General features: G+C 62.7%; 14 protein-coding genes and 1 other RNA gene. 13 read left to right on the plus strand and 2 right to left on the minus strand.

Translation table 11 applies throughout. The features are described from left to right. The first annotated feature begins 1 nt into the window (after position 1). The 4 genes from CNX70_RS09385 to CNX70_RS09400 all read left to right on the plus strand — a co-directional run bounded on the left by CNX70_RS09385 (position 2) and on the right by CNX70_RS09400 (position 3,788). Positions 2–595 (plus strand): GspH/FimT family protein, encoded by a 594-nt coding sequence (locus CNX70_RS09385; protein WP_279629350.1) that lies wholly within the window; start codon positions 2–4, stop codon positions 593–595. Positions 596–657: 62 nt separating this feature from the next. Further along, positions 658–1,731, plus strand: coding sequence for a bifunctional diaminohydroxyphosphoribosylaminopyrimidine deaminase/5-amino-6-(5-phosphoribosylamino)uracil reductase RibD (gene ribD / locus CNX70_RS09390; protein ID WP_208624552.1), 1,074 nt, complete (start codon positions 658–660; stop codon positions 1,729–1,731). 31 nt (positions 1,732–1,762) lie between these two features. Beyond that, complete coding sequence (locus CNX70_RS09395; RefSeq protein WP_070219574.1) at positions 1,763–2,398, plus strand: riboflavin synthase; 636 nt, start codon at positions 1,763–1,765, stop codon at positions 2,396–2,398. A 124-nt stretch (positions 2,399–2,522) separates the two neighbouring features. Further along, complete coding sequence (locus tag CNX70_RS09400; RefSeq protein ID WP_096234477.1) at positions 2,523–3,788, plus strand: hypothetical protein; 1,266 nt, start codon at positions 2,523–2,525, stop codon at positions 3,786–3,788. Here the strand turns inward: CNX70_RS09400 and CNX70_RS09405 are convergent. Then, positions 3,785–4,210: an OsmC family protein gene (locus CNX70_RS09405; protein WP_096234478.1), complete on the minus strand. Its 426-nt coding sequence runs from the start codon at positions 4,208–4,210 to the stop codon at positions 3,785–3,787. The genes CNX70_RS09400 and CNX70_RS09405 overlap by 4 nt on opposite strands. Positions 4,211–4,644: 434 nt before the next feature. On the opposite strand from CNX70_RS09405, the gene ribBA reads away from it, so the two are divergent. The 3 genes from ribBA (at position 4,645) to nusB (ending at position 6,893) form a co-directional block, all read left to right on the plus strand. Beyond that, positions 4,645–5,766 carry a bifunctional 3,4-dihydroxy-2-butanone-4-phosphate synthase/GTP cyclohydrolase II gene (gene ribBA, locus CNX70_RS09410; protein ID WP_096234479.1) on the plus strand — a complete coding sequence of 374 codons (1,122 nt, stop codon included), beginning with the start codon at positions 4,645–4,647 and terminating at the stop codon, positions 5,764–5,766. A gap of 82 nt (positions 5,767–5,848) precedes the next feature. Beyond that, positions 5,849–6,331: a 6,7-dimethyl-8-ribityllumazine synthase gene (gene ribH, locus CNX70_RS09415; protein ID WP_071078714.1), complete on the plus strand. Its 483-nt coding sequence runs from the start codon at positions 5,849–5,851 to the stop codon at positions 6,329–6,331. Positions 6,332–6,422: 91 nt separating this feature from the next. Continuing rightward, on the plus strand, positions 6,423–6,893 hold the full coding sequence (gene nusB / locus CNX70_RS09420) for a transcription antitermination factor NusB (RefSeq protein ID WP_071078713.1): 471 nt from the start codon (positions 6,423–6,425) through the stop codon (positions 6,891–6,893). 118 nt (positions 6,894–7,011) lie between these two features. Here nusB and CNX70_RS09425 read toward each other — a convergent pair whose 3' ends face one another. Beyond that, positions 7,012–7,932 (minus strand): lytic transglycosylase domain-containing protein, encoded by a 921-nt coding sequence (locus tag CNX70_RS09425; protein ID WP_167389630.1) that lies wholly within the window; start codon positions 7,930–7,932, stop codon positions 7,012–7,014. Between the two features lie 478 nt (positions 7,933–8,410). Here CNX70_RS09425 and ubiD point away from each other — a divergent pair, with 478 nt between their 5' ends. From ubiD to CNX70_RS09455, 6 genes are all read left to right on the plus strand, one after another. Next, complete coding sequence (gene ubiD, locus CNX70_RS09430) at positions 8,411–9,895, plus strand: 4-hydroxy-3-polyprenylbenzoate decarboxylase (protein WP_096234481.1); 1,485 nt, start codon at positions 8,411–8,413, stop codon at positions 9,893–9,895. A gap of 120 nt (positions 9,896–10,015) precedes the next feature. Then, an RNA gene (ffs, locus tag CNX70_RS09435) (signal recognition particle sRNA small type) lies at positions 10,016–10,114 on the plus strand. Between the two features lie 214 nt (positions 10,115–10,328). Further along, positions 10,329–12,644 (plus strand): DNA polymerase III subunit gamma/tau, encoded by a 2,316-nt coding sequence (gene dnaX, locus CNX70_RS09440; RefSeq protein WP_096234482.1) that lies wholly within the window; start codon positions 10,329–10,331, stop codon positions 12,642–12,644. Between the two features lie 40 nt (positions 12,645–12,684). Beyond that, positions 12,685–13,011 carry a YbaB/EbfC family nucleoid-associated protein gene (locus CNX70_RS09445; protein WP_096234483.1) on the plus strand — a complete coding sequence of 109 codons (327 nt, stop codon included), beginning with the start codon at positions 12,685–12,687 and terminating at the stop codon, positions 13,009–13,011. A 47-nt stretch (positions 13,012–13,058) separates the two neighbouring features. Beyond that, positions 13,059–13,649: a recombination mediator RecR gene (gene recR / locus CNX70_RS09450; protein WP_071078710.1), complete on the plus strand. Its 591-nt coding sequence runs from the start codon at positions 13,059–13,061 to the stop codon at positions 13,647–13,649. A 3-nt stretch (positions 13,650–13,652) separates the two neighbouring features. Continuing rightward, a complete protein-coding gene (locus CNX70_RS09455) occupies positions 13,653–14,870 on the plus strand; it encodes a CaiB/BaiF CoA transferase family protein (RefSeq protein ID WP_096234484.1) in 1,218 nt (405 codons plus the stop codon). Positions 14,871–14,885 lie beyond the last annotated feature (15 nt).

The following is a 14,885-nucleotide window of genomic DNA, read 5'->3' on the forward strand; positions in this document are numbered from 1 at the left end:
CATGGTCAAGCCCAAGCGGCCACCGCGGACCGGGCGCACCTTTGGGCGCACCTGCGGGCATACCTTGCTCGAATTGCTGGCCGTGCTGGCAATCGCCGCGCTGCTGGCGGCCGCTGCCATGCCCAGCCTGCAGCAGTTGCTGGCACGCCAGCAGGTGCGCGCGGCGGCCACGGACCTGTTTTCGGCCATCGAATTGACGCGGGCGCAGGCAATGGCGCGGGGACAGCGCGTGCTGCTGATGCCGGCCGGGCCTGGTGGCACGGACTGGGGCACGGGCTGGCTGGCATTCATCGATCGCAATGCCAACCTGGCGTTCGATGACGGCGACGAATTGCTGTTCCGCCAGGGACCGCTGCCGGCGGGCATTGCGGCCCAGTTTGCGTTTTCCTCGGCCACGGCGCCGTTTTATATCGCCTACAATGGCGCAGGACGCAGTTGCAGCGCGACCAATAGTCTGGCGGCGCGTTGGGGTACCTTGTCCCTGACTTTGGGAAAGCAGGTGCGCCATATTAAAATCAATATGCTGGGCCGGGTGCGCGTGTGCGATCCGCAGCAGCAGGCGGCCAATTGCAGCGGCGTGGCCGACAGTTCGTAACCCGACTTATCTATTACTCACTATCAAAGAAGCCCGTGGAAATACTCAACGATATCGATGGCATGCGCCTGGCGCTGGAATGGGCTGCGCGCGGTTTATACACGACCTCGCCCAATCCCCGCATCGGCTGCGTGATCGTCCGGGATGGCCAGGTGATCGGCGCCGGCGTGACGCAGGCGGCGGGGCAGGATCATGCCGAGGTGCAAGCCTTGGCGAATGCGGCGGCGCGCGGCAACGACGTGCGCGGCGCCACGGCTTACGTCACCCTGGAACCGTGCAACCACCATGGCCGCACGCCGCCCTGTTCCGATGCGCTCGTGCGCGCGGGGCTGGGGCGCGTCGTGGCCGCCATGACGGACCCGAACCCGCTGGTGGCGGGGCAGGGGCTGGCCAAGCTGGAAGCGGCCGGCATCGCCGTCACCACGGGCGTGCTGGCCGACGAGGCATATGAAATGAATATCGGCTTCTTTTCGCGCATGCAGCGCGGCAAGCCGTGGGTGCGCATGAAAACGGCGGCCAGCCTGGACGGCATGACGGCCTTGCACAATGGACAAAGCCAGTGGATCACGGGACCGGCAGCGCGTGCCGACGGCCATGCGTGGCGCGCGCGCGCCTGCGCCATCCTGACGGGCATCGGCACGGTCAAGGCGGACGATCCGCAATTGAACGTGCGCGCCGTCGAGACGCCGCGCCAGCCGCGCCGCATCGTCGTCGACAGCCGGCTCGACATCAGCCTCGATGCGCGCATCTTGCAGGGCGGCGGCACGTGGATCGTGGCCGCCGTGGCCAACCCCGAGAAAGAGGCGCAGCTGCGCGCCCTGGGCGCGGAAGTCATTCTGTTGCCGAACGCGGCCGGCAAGGTCGACCTGGCCGCGCTGATGCTGGAACTGGGACGCCGGCAGATCAATGAAGTCCACGTCGAGGCCGGCACCAGGCTGAACGGCTCGCTGATCCGCGAAGGCTGCGTCGACGAGTTGCTGGTCTACTTGGCGCCCACCTTGCTGGGCGATGCGCAAGGCATGTTTGCCTTGCCCGCCTTGACGGATCTCAAACAGCAGCGCACTTTGCAATTTCACCAGATTCAGCAAGTGGGCGAAGATTTGCGTATCCTTGCAAGATTCGCCCAGCGCAATTAATAAATTTACTCATTTTTATAGGGTTAGCTCCATGTTTACAGGAATTGTTGCCGCCATTGGCAAGATTGAAACCGTGCAAGCACTCGAAGGCGGCCTCGACGCCGGCGTGCGTCTGACCATCCACGCGGGCGGCTTGCCGCTGGCCGACGTGGCCCTGGGCGATTCGATCGCCATCAATGGCGCCTGCATGACGGTGGTGGAAAAGTCGGACACGGGCTTTGCCGTCGATGTCTCGCGCGAAAGCCTCAATTGCACCGTGGGCCTCGATACCACCACGGAAGTGAACCTGGAAAAAGCCCTGACCCTGGCCGAGCGCTTGGGCGGCCACCTGGTGTCCGGCCACGTCGACGGGCTGGGCATCGTGCGCAAGTTCGAAGCCGTGGGTGAATCGTGGGAGCTGGTCATCGAAGCGCCGCACGAACTGGCGAAATACCTGGCCTTCAAGGGTTCCGTTGTCGTCAACGGCGTGTCCCTGACCGTCAACCGCGTGGAAGACCTGGGCGCGGGCGCCGTCAATGGCTGCCGCTTCTCGATCAATTTGATTCCGCACACCATTGCCATGACGACCCTGAAGCACCTGACGGTCGATGGCAAGGTCAACCTGGAAATCGACCTGATCGCCCGCTATGTCGAGCGCATGTTGTCGCTGGACAAGGCTGCCGCCTGAAATAAGAACTGAACACAGCAACTGAACACAGCAACACACCCGCCGGCCTTCGCATCTTGCCAAGCGTGTGTTGCTTTTCTTGCAGACGCGCATACTATGAAGCTTTCCGCAGTGGAGGCTAGCCATGGACCCGATTTCGCGCGCAACCGTGCCCAACACCATCCCGGCCATGTCCCGTGTGGGCGAGACGGCAGCGCTGCTGCCCGCGCTGCCCGTGCCGTCGTCCAGCACGGCGGCGGCCCTCGCCGCTCTGTCATCGACCCAGGTCGACCTCTCCCCGCTGGGGCAGTTCCTGTCCGGCGTGGCCTTGTCGCGTCGGCAACTGCTGGCCTTGCAGGGCGCCGCAGAGCAGGCCGGCGCGGCAAATACCCCCGTAAACGTCAATGATGACTTGCTGGCGCTGGCGCGACAGCTGACGGAATCGTTCGCCCAGCTGCAAACGAGCGGCATCGATGCCAGCCAGCTGGCGACGGCGGGCGACACGCCGGGCAGCCTGGCGCAGCGCTACGATTTGCTGTCGGGCGATGGCACCACGGATGCGGCCGCTGCGCTGGCGCAGGACGGCGGCTTGCTCACCCAGGCAGGTCTGGCCCGCATCGGCATCGATTTGCGCAATGAAGATGTCGACGCAGCAACTTTGCAAGCCGCATATGCGGCCGACAGTAGCGCCACCCTGGATGCCTTGCAACAGGGAACGGACGTGCTGGCACAGGTGGGCGCCGTGCTGGCCCGGCAGCAGGGCGCGCCGCTGGCGGCCAATGTCGAAGCGGATTTGACGGGCGCAGCCTTGCCGGGCAGCGCCGCGCAGGCCACGGTTCAAGGGGCGCCGGCACAAACTGCTGCCATTGCGCAGCGGCAACTGGAACTGCAGCAGCAACTGGAAACGGAAGAGCTGAACCTGGACTTGCAGGAATTGCGGCCGCCGGCGCCGGCAGCCGTCACCATCGATGAGCAGGACTTGCTGCAGGCGCAGCGGGCAGACAGCCTGCGCGTGGATGCCCGGCGCATCGACAGCGAACGCATGAATACCGATCAGCAGGTGCAGCAGCAGGAAGCCGCAGGGGCGATACGGGCGGCGTCCGACCGGGCTCAGTCGCTGGCAGGCGAAGCACAAGTACAAGCCGATGCGGGCCTGGCGACGGCGCAAGCCCAGCTGGCCCAGCAAAATGCGCAGGCGCAAGCGCTGGCCGCGCAAAACGCGGGCATGGCCGTGCCGCCGCCCTCGTCGCAAGATCCGTCCGTGGCGGCGGCCATCGCCGCGTATAACCTCAACAATGCAGCACTGAATCCGGGCTTGATGAACCGGCCATTGCCGGCCAGCGACTCGCGCCTGCCGCTGGTGGCGCCCGTCGCTGCCGTGGAGCCCGTCAAGCCCGTGACGAAAATCTAGGGCAGCAGGGTAGCGTCCAGGGTAATGTTGGCTTTAAGTAATTTCGATACGGGGCAGCCGGCCTTGGCCTTGCCCGTCAATTCCTCGAATTTCGCCTGGTCCGCGCCCGGGATTTTTGCTTTCAGGATCAGGTGGACGGCCGTGATGGAAAAACCGTCGTCCACCTTGTCGAGGGTCACTTCGGCCGTCGTTTCCATCTTTTCCGCCGTCAGGCCCGCTTCGCCGAGGATCAGCGACAGGGCCATGGTGAAGCAGCCCGCGTGGGCGGCGCCGATCAATTCTTCGGGATTGGTGCCGGGCTTGCCTTCGAAGCGGCTGGCAAAGCCGTAGGGATATTCCTGCAAGGCGCCGCTGCGCGTGCTGATGGCGCCCTTGCCGTCCTTGATTCCGCCTGACCAGATGGCCGATCCGTTGGTTTTCATGTTGCCGCTCCTGTGTAGGGTGTCGCTGCGAGTGGGGTGCCAGCGCCGTGGCGATGACTGGCTGATCTTATGCTCTTCGCAAGGCCTGCGGCGCGCGTCTTGCCGCCTCCGTGGGCGGCGGAGCGGTGAATCGGCGCTTTGCGGGACAAGCTGCGGCATCCGTGCCGCAAAGCTGTCTTATTTCAGGTCTGCAAGCGCTAAATCCTTTAAAATAGCAGGTTATAAGAAAATTCCCGGAAATCCGCAGAATTTTCGCGCTCGACGTTTCAATTTCAGTTTCAGTTTTTAGTGTCATTAACAACGCCCGGCAAAACCGTCGCGAGCGGAAGGCAGAGGTGGCTGAGAAGCGCAACCGTACCAAGGTACGGTGAGCATCGCAGGCCGTCTATACCGACGCGCAGCAGGTTTGGCCAGGCGTCATACGAGGATGAATAATGTCTATATCCAGCACCGAAGAGATCGTCGCTGAATTGCGCGCCGGCCGCATGGTGATACTGGTCGATGAAGAAGACCGGGAAAATGAAGGCGATCTGGTGCTTGCCGCCGATTTCGTGACGCCTGAAGCCATCAATTTCATGATCACGCATGCGCGTGGCCTGGTCTGCCTGACCCTGACGGAAGAGCGTTGCGACGAGCTGAACCTGTCGATGATGACGTCGCGCAACGGCACCGCCTACGGCACCAATTTTACTGTTTCCATCGAAGCGGCCGAAGGCGTGACGACGGGCATTTCCGCCGCCGACCGCGCCAAAACCATCCAGGTGGCCGTGGCCAAGGGCACGCAGCCCAGCGATATCGTCCAGCCCGGCCATATCTTCCCCCTGAAAGCGCAAAAAGGCGGCGTGCTGATGCGCGCAGGCCATACCGAAGCCGGTTGCGACTTGACGGCCATGGCCGGCCTGACGCCCGCTTCCGTGATTTGCGAAATCATGAAGGACGACGGCACCATGGCGCGTCTGCCGGACTTGCTGGTGTTTGCCGAGCAGCATGGCCTGAAAATCGGCACGATTGCCGACCTGATCCATTACCGCAGCCAGACGGAGTCGCTGGTCGAGCGCGTTGCCGAGCGCACCCTGCACACGGCGCACGGCGAATTCCGCTTGATCGCGTTCCGCGACAAGCCCAGCGCCTCGGCCCACCTGGCCCTCGTGCACGGCGACCTGGCCCCTGGCCTGGAAGCGCTGGTGCGCGTGCACCAGCCCGTTTCCCTGCTGGACGTGCTGGAAAGCGAAGCGACCACCCACTCGTGGACGGTAGCGGCCTCGATGGCAGCCATCAAGCAGTCCGAGCGGGGCGTGATGGTCTTGCTGAACTGTGGCGAGACCTCCAGCGAGCTGTTTGCCCAGTTCGCCGCGCTCGACACGCCGCAAGCCAAGCCGAAAGGCCGTGCCGCCAGCATGGACTTGCGCAGCTATGGCATCGGCGCGCAAATCCTGCGCGACCTGGGCGTATCCAAGATGCAATTGCTGGCCAGTCCCCGCAAGATGCCGTCGATGGCCGGTTTCGACCTGGAAGTGACGGGTTTTCAGTGCCATCCAGGCCAGACGCCTGACTAAATTTTTGTCAGGCGTCGATGTGAGAGTAAACGATGGCGGCATGTGCATGTCGCCCTGAACCACCAGATTAAAGAGGCATATGATGAGCGTAGGAACTTATGAAACCAATTTTGCCGGCGAAGGTTTGCGCGTCGGTATCGTCCAGGCACGATTCAATGAAATCGTCGGTGGTGGCTTGCTGTCGGCATGCCTGGAAGAGTTGAGCAAGCTGGGCGTGGCCGATGAAGATATCCTGCACGTGACCGTGCCGGGCGCCCTGGAAATCCCACTGATTCTGCAAAAAATGGCAGAAACCGAGCAATTCGACGCCCTGATCGCACTGGGCGCCGTGATTCGCGGTGAAACCTATCACTTCGAGCTGGTATCGAACGAATCGGGCGCAGGCATCACGCGCATCGGTCTCGATTACGGCATCCCCATCGCCAACGCAGTGTTGACGACCGAAAACGACGAGCAGGCGGAAGTGCGCATGCTGGTCAAGGGAGCCGAAGCGGCACGCGTGGCAGTGGAAATGGCCAATCTGGCGCAAGCGCTAGAAGAGTTGCAGGACACAGACGAGGATTAATCGTGCTTGCGCCACAGCGTGCTGTCCAACAGTGCGCTGCGGTATTCGTCACTATCTGCAGTAAATACGTATTTAAGAACAGGTAACAATCATGACTGAGAAAAATTTGCTCGCCAATCCCAGCAAAAACCGCACGCCGCGTCACCGCGCGCGCGAGTTTGCGCTGCAGGGCTTGTACCAGTGGCTGCTGAACAATGAAGACGCGACCACCGTCGTGAACAATATTCGCGCCGCGCATGGTTTCGACAAGGCCGATGGCGATCATTTCACGGTGCTGCTGTACGGCGCCATCAAGGATTCGCTGGCGCTGCGCGACAGCATGGCTCCCTTGATCGACCGCAACATCGCGGAACTGTCGCCCATCGAACACGGCATCCTGCTGATCGGCGCGTTCGAGCTGAAGAACAACATGGAAATCCCGTACCGCGTCGTCATCAACGAAGCGGTCGAGCTGGCCAAGTCGTTTGGCGGTATTGACGGCCACAAGTATGTGAACGGCGTGCTGGATAAATTGGCAGTGAAATTCCGCGAGGAAGAAGTGGGCGCCAACAAGCGCAAGTAATAGAGAAAGTAGTTCCTGCGGCGTAGGCCGCAGGGCAAAGAAAAAGCCACCGCACGCAAGTGCCGGTGGCTTTTTCTTTGGACGCCCCTGTGAGGGCTTTTAAAGGGTCACAGGGGGATCAGAGACCCGCGATCTCGTTGTGCGGTGCAATCTTGATGGTAATGTTGCCGCTTTCCGCTGCCGGCGCCTTGGCTGGTGCTGGCGTGTTCGATGCCATCACCGGCGTGCTGGTCGGCACGCGCTGGCCAGCCGATACTTGCTTCAGGCGGCGGTATTCGGCCAGCACGCGCGAGCCGTAGCCCGAGTCGGTGGCGAAGTTGGCGGCACCGACATAGGTTTTCAAGCCCGCTTCGACGGAACCGCCACGCGTGACGTAGTCTTTCAGGATCAGCGAGCCGACACGGATGTTGGCGACCGGGTTCAGGGCTGCTTGCACGCCGCCCATTTCCTGGAAGCGCTCATGGTGCACTTTCGACATGACTTGCATCAAGCCTTGTGCGCCGACGGGGCTTTCCGCGAACGGGTTCAAGCCCGATTCGATGGCCATCACTGCCAGGATCAGCAGCGGGTCCAGCTTGATTTCGCGGGCCGTCAGGTACGCCGTCGAGACCAGCATATTGGTCGCATCGTTGGCCACGCGGTAGCGCTTGGAGAGCCAGTTGGTGACCCATTGCTGCTGCTTTTGCGTGCCCAGCAAGGCTTTTTCTTCCTTGGTCAAAGGTGCCTCGTTGGCGGCGGCCATTTGCACGGAAGCAGGCGCTTCCATCAGTGCCGACAGGGCCGGCGCTTCAACGGCTTGCGCCTCTGCCATGGGCAGCGGGAACAGGCTGTGCGTCAGTTGCTTGCCCAGGTCGGGGCGGAACATCAGCAGGGCGATCAGTGCCAGGGCGGAAATGCCGAAGACTGTCAGTGTGTGTTGCGCCGTGGTCAATACGCCACGTGCCGAAATGGCTTGTGCGCGGGCGCGCAAACGCGCCAACGCTGGCTGGCCAGCCACGGTTGAAGCAGGCAATGCTGCTTCAGTGCTACGATGAGTCATAGAGTTCCCCGAAATGTCGCGTCAACAGGCAGTCCCTCCGCGGTCTCGCGGTGTTGTGGGTACTGCCAATGCCGTGCATCAGAAATATCATCGTTTCCGCCGCGTATGGATGCGTGCGAGAAACGCCGTCATTGCTTGCTTGAGCTGATCGGTCCCATGCTGGTATTGGATCAGTCGCAATACAACTTTTACCGGGGGTAAGGCAGACGCCTTTTGAAAACACTCCTTAAAATGTCATGTGGAGCCCCGACTCCGTGAATGAAAGAGAAACGCTAAAATCAAGCTCTGGGCCGGCGTGCTCTTTCAAGTTGGGCGAATTGTAGAAGCCGTTTTATATCAAGTCAATACTAACGAATCGATTCTTTATTACTTTTATGTCTTACTTTTTGTCTTGCATTGTGCCAAAAGCCAATAAAATCAATTACTTGGCATAGATCCTTCAGCAACGGCGTCCGACGTCAAAAAAAATTAAAAACACATGAAATATTCAGATTTGCGAGATTTTATTTCTCAACTGCAACAAATGGGGGAACTTAAGCCCATTTCGACCCCCATTTCGCCGATTTTGGAGATGACGGAGGTGTGTGACCGCACCTTGCGCGCAGGCGGGCCGGCCTTGCTGTTCAACAATCCGACGGGATACGACATGCCGGTGCTGGGCAATCTGTTCGGCACCACGCGCCGCGTGGCGCTGGGCATGGGCGCGGAAGATGTCAGCGAGTTGCGCAAGATCGGCCATGTGCTGGCGCGCCTGAAGGAACCGGAACCGCCAAAGGATTTCAAGGACTTGCTGGGCCTCGGTTCGCTGGTGAAATCCGTGTGGGACATGTCGCCGAAAGAGTTGCGCGGCGCGAAGTGCCAGGAAATCGTCTGGGAAGGCAATGACGTCGACCTGGCGCGCCTGCCCATCCAGCACTGCTGGCCCGGTGATATCGCGCCCTTGATCACCTGGGGCCTGGTGATCACCAAGGGGCCGAACAAGAAGCGGCAAAACCTGGGCATCTACCGCCAGCAAGTACTGGGACGCAACAAGGTCATCATGCGCTGGCTGGCGCACCGGGGCGGGGCGCTGGACTTCCGCGAGCATGCGCTTCAAAGCAAGGGCAAGCCGTATCCGATCGCCGTCGCGCTGGGCGCCGATCCCGCTACTATATTAGGGGCCGTCACGCCGGTGCCGGACAGCCTGTCGGAATACCAGTTCGCCGGCCTCTTGCGCGGCAGCCGCACCGAATTGGTAAAAGCGATTGGCAGCGAGCTGCGCGTGCCCGCGTCGGCCGAAATCGTGCTCGAAGGCCATATCTACCCGGACGAAAACCATCCGAGCGGCTATGAACACGCGCTGGAAGGGCCGTATGGCGACCACACGGGCTACTATAATGAGCAGGACAGTTTCCCCGTGTTTACCATCGACCGCATCACCATGCGCCGCGACCCGATTTACCACTCCACATACACGGGCAAGCCGCCGGACGAGCCGGCCGTGCTGGGTCTGGCCCTGAACGAAGTCTTCGTGCCCCTGCTGCAAAAGCAGTTCAGCGAAATCACGGACTTTTATTTGCCGCCCGAAGGCTGCAGCTACCGCATGGCCGTGGTGCAGATCAAGAAGCAGTATGCGGGCCACGCCAAGCGCGTGATGTTCGGCGTATGGAGCTTCTTGCGCCAGTTCATGTATACCAAGTTCATCGTGGTGGTCGACGAAGACGTGAATATCCGCGACTGGAAGGAAGTCATCTGGGCCATCACCACGCGGGTCGACCCCATCCGCGACACGACGCTGGTCGACAACACGCCCATCGATTACCTGGACTTCGCCTCGCCCGTCAGTGGCCTGGGCAGCAAGATGGGCATCGATGCGACGAATAAATGGCCGGGCGAAACGACGCGCGAGTGGGGCACGACGATCGCCATGACGCCGGAAGTGAAGGCGAAGGTGGACAGTATCTGGCAAGAGCTGGGTATTTAAACCCAGCGGCGTAAATGCTGGGGTCAGACCCGCCGGGTCTGACCCCGGATTTTTCTTCTGAGTGCGGCTCGACTGCACGGCAATTTCCCAATCTTGCGCAGACCGGTTATAATTGTCCCTGGCGGGCCCCTGCGCATCGTGGCATGGCTAACCTGGTCAGGTCGGGAACGAAGCAGCCACGGCTATTAACCATGAGTGCCGCAGATCAGGCTCGCCTCCTTCGGGAAACAAACAGTAAAGCTGCCGATGGCGGCTTTTTTGTTTTGCGGCGCTGTGTTTTGCCAGTCCGCATGCTTGCCTGATTTTCCAGAAATGCCACTCTCCATGTTATACAATTGCTGCTTTGCCGCGTTTGCCATAGTGAATGGCCCGGCCATGAGGCTTGCGCCCGCCGCGCAGGATCACCCGCAAAATCGCATGGTAAAATCTCAGCATGTCCTATCAAGTCCTCGCCCGTAAATACCGCCCCAAGAATTTCGAGACGCTCGTCGGCCAGGAGCACGTCGTGCGCGCGCTCACGCATGCCTTGCACAGCGGCCGATTGCATCACGCCTACCTGTTCACGGGCACGCGCGGCGTCGGCAAGACGACCCTGTCGCGCATCCTGGCCAAAGCGCTCAATTGCATCGGCCCCGATGGCACGGGCGGCATCACGGCCCAGCCTTGCGGCGTGTGCGAAGCGTGCACGGCAATCGATGCGGGACGCTTTGTCGACTATATAGAGATGGATGCGGCGTCGAACCGCGGCGTCGATGAAATGGCGCAGCTGCTGGAACAGGCGGTCTACGCGCCCAGCAATGCGCGCTTCAAGGTCTATATGATCGATGAGGTGCACATGCTGACGAACCACGCGTTCAATTCCATGCTGAAAACGCTGGAAGAGCCGCCCGAGCACGTCAAGTTCATCCTGGCCACGACGGACCCGCAAAAGATTCCCGTGACCGTGCTGTCGCGCTGCCTGCAGTTCAACCTCAAGCAGATGCCGCCCGGCCACATCATCAGCCACCTGGACAATATCCTGGGCCAGGAAGGCATCGATTTCGAACAGCCGGCCTTGCGCCTGCTGGCCCAGGGCGCCCACGGTTCCATGCGCGATGCGCTGTCGCTGACGGACCAGGCCATCGCCTACGCGGCCGGCGCAGTGACGCTTGACGCCGTGCAAGGCATGCTGGGTGCGCTCGACCAATCGTACCTGGTGCGCCTGCTCGACGCGCTGGCGCAGCAGGATGGCGCCGATCTGCTGGCCGTGGCCGACGAGATGGCTTCGCGCAGCCTGTCGTATAACGGCGCGCTGCAGGATCTGGGCACCTTGCTGCACCGCATTGCGCTGGCACAAACCGTGCCCGCCGCCTTGCCGCAGGATTTGCCGGAATACGCGGACATCGTGCGCCTGTCTGCCGCCTTTGACGCGGAAGAAGTGCAGCTGTTTTACCAGATCGCCGTGCATGGCCGCAATGAACTGGGCCTGGCGCCCGATGAGTACGCGGGCTTTACCATGACCTTGCTGCGCATGCTGGCCTTTCGGCCCGGCATAGGCGGCGCCGATGGCGTGCCGGCGGCTGCACCTGCATCAGCTCCCGGCAACCGTCCCGCTGCCGTGGCCGCCGCGCGCGCCGCCGCTGGCGCGTCCGCACCGACAGCCCGCGCCGCCACCAACAGCGTGGCCAGCCATGCAACCGTGACCCCGCCCGCCGTCGTGGCCGCCGCTGCCGCCAGCATGGCGCGCAGCGCAGCGCCGCCGCCACGTGTGGCTGCACCTGCGCCAGCACCTGTCCCAGCCCCGGCACCGGCAGCGCCTGCTGCTGCTGCTGCCCCGGCAGCCTCGGGCGCTCCCATCAGTTCCGCCCGCGCCGCCATCAACGCGGCGCTGGAAGCGGCCCGCGCCGCTTCGAAAGGCCGTCCTGGCAGCGCGCCATCGGCGCCATCGTCGGCGCCCAAGCCAGCCGCGCCGGCACCAGTAGCAGTACCGGAACCTGTCGCCGCAGCGCCAGCCCCGGCCGCGTCTGTCCAGGCTGCACCGCCACCACCGGCCGCCGCAAAAGCGCCGGCGCCGTGGGACGATGCGCCACCCGTCGCCGTGATGGGAGCTCCCGTGGCCGCACCCGCACCCGCGCCCGCGCCCGTGCAGCCGGCACGCCAGGCAGCGCCACAGCAGGCGCCCGCCGACGACGACTTGCCGCCGTGGGTCACCGAATTTTCCGACGACAGCGCGTCCGCCGCCGTGTCGGCGCCCGCCGCGCAAAATTCCGAGCAGCCGGCCGTCGTCATGCCGCAGCGTGCCGCCAAGCAAGCCGCGCCCAGCGGACCGTATGTGATCACGCCCGTGCCTGGCCTGGACTGGGATGGCAATTGGCCGGCCGTCGCCGCCGTGCTGCCCTTGCGCGGCGTGGCCCAGCAGCTGGCCGTGCAGGCCGAGCTGATCGAATGCCTGCACGACGGCCACAGCACCACGTTCCGCCTGCGCGTGCCGATCGACACGTGGCGCAGCCCGGCCAACGTGGAAAAACTGGCGGCCGCGCTGACCGAGCGCTTCGGCCGCAAGGTCGCGGTCGACACGGAACTGGGCGCCGTCTGGTACACGGCCAGCGCGGAAGCGCAGGCCCACCGCGAGGCGTGCCAGCTGCAAGCGGAAGCAACCATCGCCAGCGATCCCTTCGTGCTCGACATGAAGCGTGCATTCGACGCTTTTGTCGTGCCGGGAACGATTACCCCTGCACCGGCCGGCTCCGCCGCGCCGACCCTGCATTGATGATTAACACACTCACAAACTGAATTAACGGAGCATTCTCATGATGAAAAATCAACTGGCTGGCCTGATGAAGCAGGCGCAAACAATGCAAGACAACATGAAAAAGGCCCAGGAACAACTGGCGCTGGTGGAAGTGGAAGGCCAGTCCGGCGCCGGCCTGGTGAAAATCGTCATGACGTGCAAGAACGACGTCAAGCGCGTCTCCATCGACCCGTCGCTGCTGGCTGACGACAAGGACATGCTGGAAGACCTGGTGGCTGCCGCCTTCAACGACGCCGTGCGCAAGGCGGAAGCGACGTCCGCGGAAAAAATGGCAGGCTTGACCGGCGGCATGAACTTGCCAGCCGGCTTCAAAATGCCATTCTGATGCAATCCCGCATGCGCTCGATCTGTGGCACGGGGCAGGGTTGATCCATGTCCAAGTCGCTTGAATTTTTGACCGAGGCGCTGCGGCGCCTGCCCGGCGTCGGCCCCAAGTCGGCGCAGCGGATGGCATTTCATTTGTTGCAGCATGATAGGGAAGGCGCGGCCATGCTGTCGCGCGCCCTGTTCCAGGCCGTCGATGCCGTGCATCACTGCGGCCTGTGCAATACTTTTACCGAACACGAAGTGTGCGAGACCTGTCTCGACGAAGAGCGCGACAAGCGCTTGCTGTGCGTGGTGGAAACGCCTGCCGACCAGCTGATGATCGAGCAGACGCTCACCTACAAGGGTCTGTATTTCGTGCTCATGGGGCGGCTCTCTCCGCTCGACGGCATCGGCCCGAAAGATATCCACCTCGAAAAATTACTCGGCCGCGCCAACGATGGCGTGGTCGGTGAAGTGGTGCTGGCCACCAATTTCACGAATGAAGGCGAAGCGACGGCCCATTACATCAGCGAAATGCTGAAGGCGCGGGGCTTGCGCGTGAGCCGCCTGGCCCGCGGCGTACCCGTGGGTGGCGAACTGGAATACGTCGACGCGGGCACGATTGCCCGCGCGATGCTCGACCGCAGGGCAACCTAAATCATGCAAGAAAAAACGTCGGCAGGTCCTTTGGTAGGCATTAAAGTGCTGGAACTGGGCACCCTGATCGCGGGGCCGTTCTGTGCCCGCATGCTGGCCGAATTCGGCGCCGACGTGATCAAGATCGAGTCGCCCGATGGCGGCGACCCCATCCGTACCTGGCGCGTGCTGAAAGATGGCACCTCGCTGTGGTGGTCGGTGCAGGCGCGCAACAAGAAAAGTCTGACCCTGAACCTGAAGACACCGGAAGGCCGCGCCATCGCGCACCAGCTGGCCCTGGAAGCGGACATCATTATCGAGAACTACCGCCCCGGCGTGCTGGAAAAGTGGGATCTCGGCTACGCACAGCTGAAAAAGGAAAAGCCGTCCCTCATCATGGTGCGCCTGTCCGGTTTCGGCCAGACGGGGCCGATGAAGGATTTGCCCGGTTTCGGCGCCATCGGCGAATCGATGGGCGGCCTGCGCTATGTGTCCGGCTTTGCCGACCGCCCGCCCGTGCGCGTGGGCGTGTCGATAGGCGACTCGGTGGCGGCCCTGCACGGTGTAATCGGCGCCATGATGGCGCTGCGCCACCGCGACGTGACAGGTGGGCGTGAGCACGGCGAAGGGCAGATGGTCGATGTGGCCCTGTATGAATCCGTGTTCAATCTGATGGAGTCGCTGGTGCCCGAATACGACCAGGCGGGCGTGGTGCGCGAGCGCACGGGCGGTTCCTTGCCCGGCATCGTGCCCTCGAATACCTACACGACGGGCGATGGCGAAAACATCGTGATTGCCGGCAACGGCGACGCCATCTTCAAGCGCCTGATGCTGGCCATGGGCCGCATCGACATGGCGGGCGACCCGCAGCTGGCGCGCAACGACGGCAGGGTGGCGCGCACGCAGGAAATCGACGACGCCATCGGCGCCTGGTGCGCCACGCACACGATAGATAGCGCGCTGGCCGTGCTGAAGGCGGCCGATGTGCCGTCTGGCAAAATTTACTCCGTGCGCGACATGCTGAGCGATCCGCAATTTCTCGCCCGCGAGATGTTCGAACAACACCATTTTGCCGACGGCACGCCCGTCAAATTGCCCGCCATCAGCCCGAAGCTGTCCGCCACGCCCGGCAAGACGCAGTGGCTGGGGCCGACCCTGGGCCAGCACAACGACGAGGTGCTGGCGTCGCTGGGCTACGATGCGGCCGCTATCGCGCAACTGAAGGCCGATGGCGTGGTGTGATTTTTGGGGTCAGAC

Origin of the sequence: Janthinobacterium svalbardense, from assembly GCF_002327145.1 — a bacterium.
GTDB lineage: Bacteria > Pseudomonadota > Gammaproteobacteria > Burkholderiales > Burkholderiaceae_D > Janthinobacterium > Janthinobacterium tructae.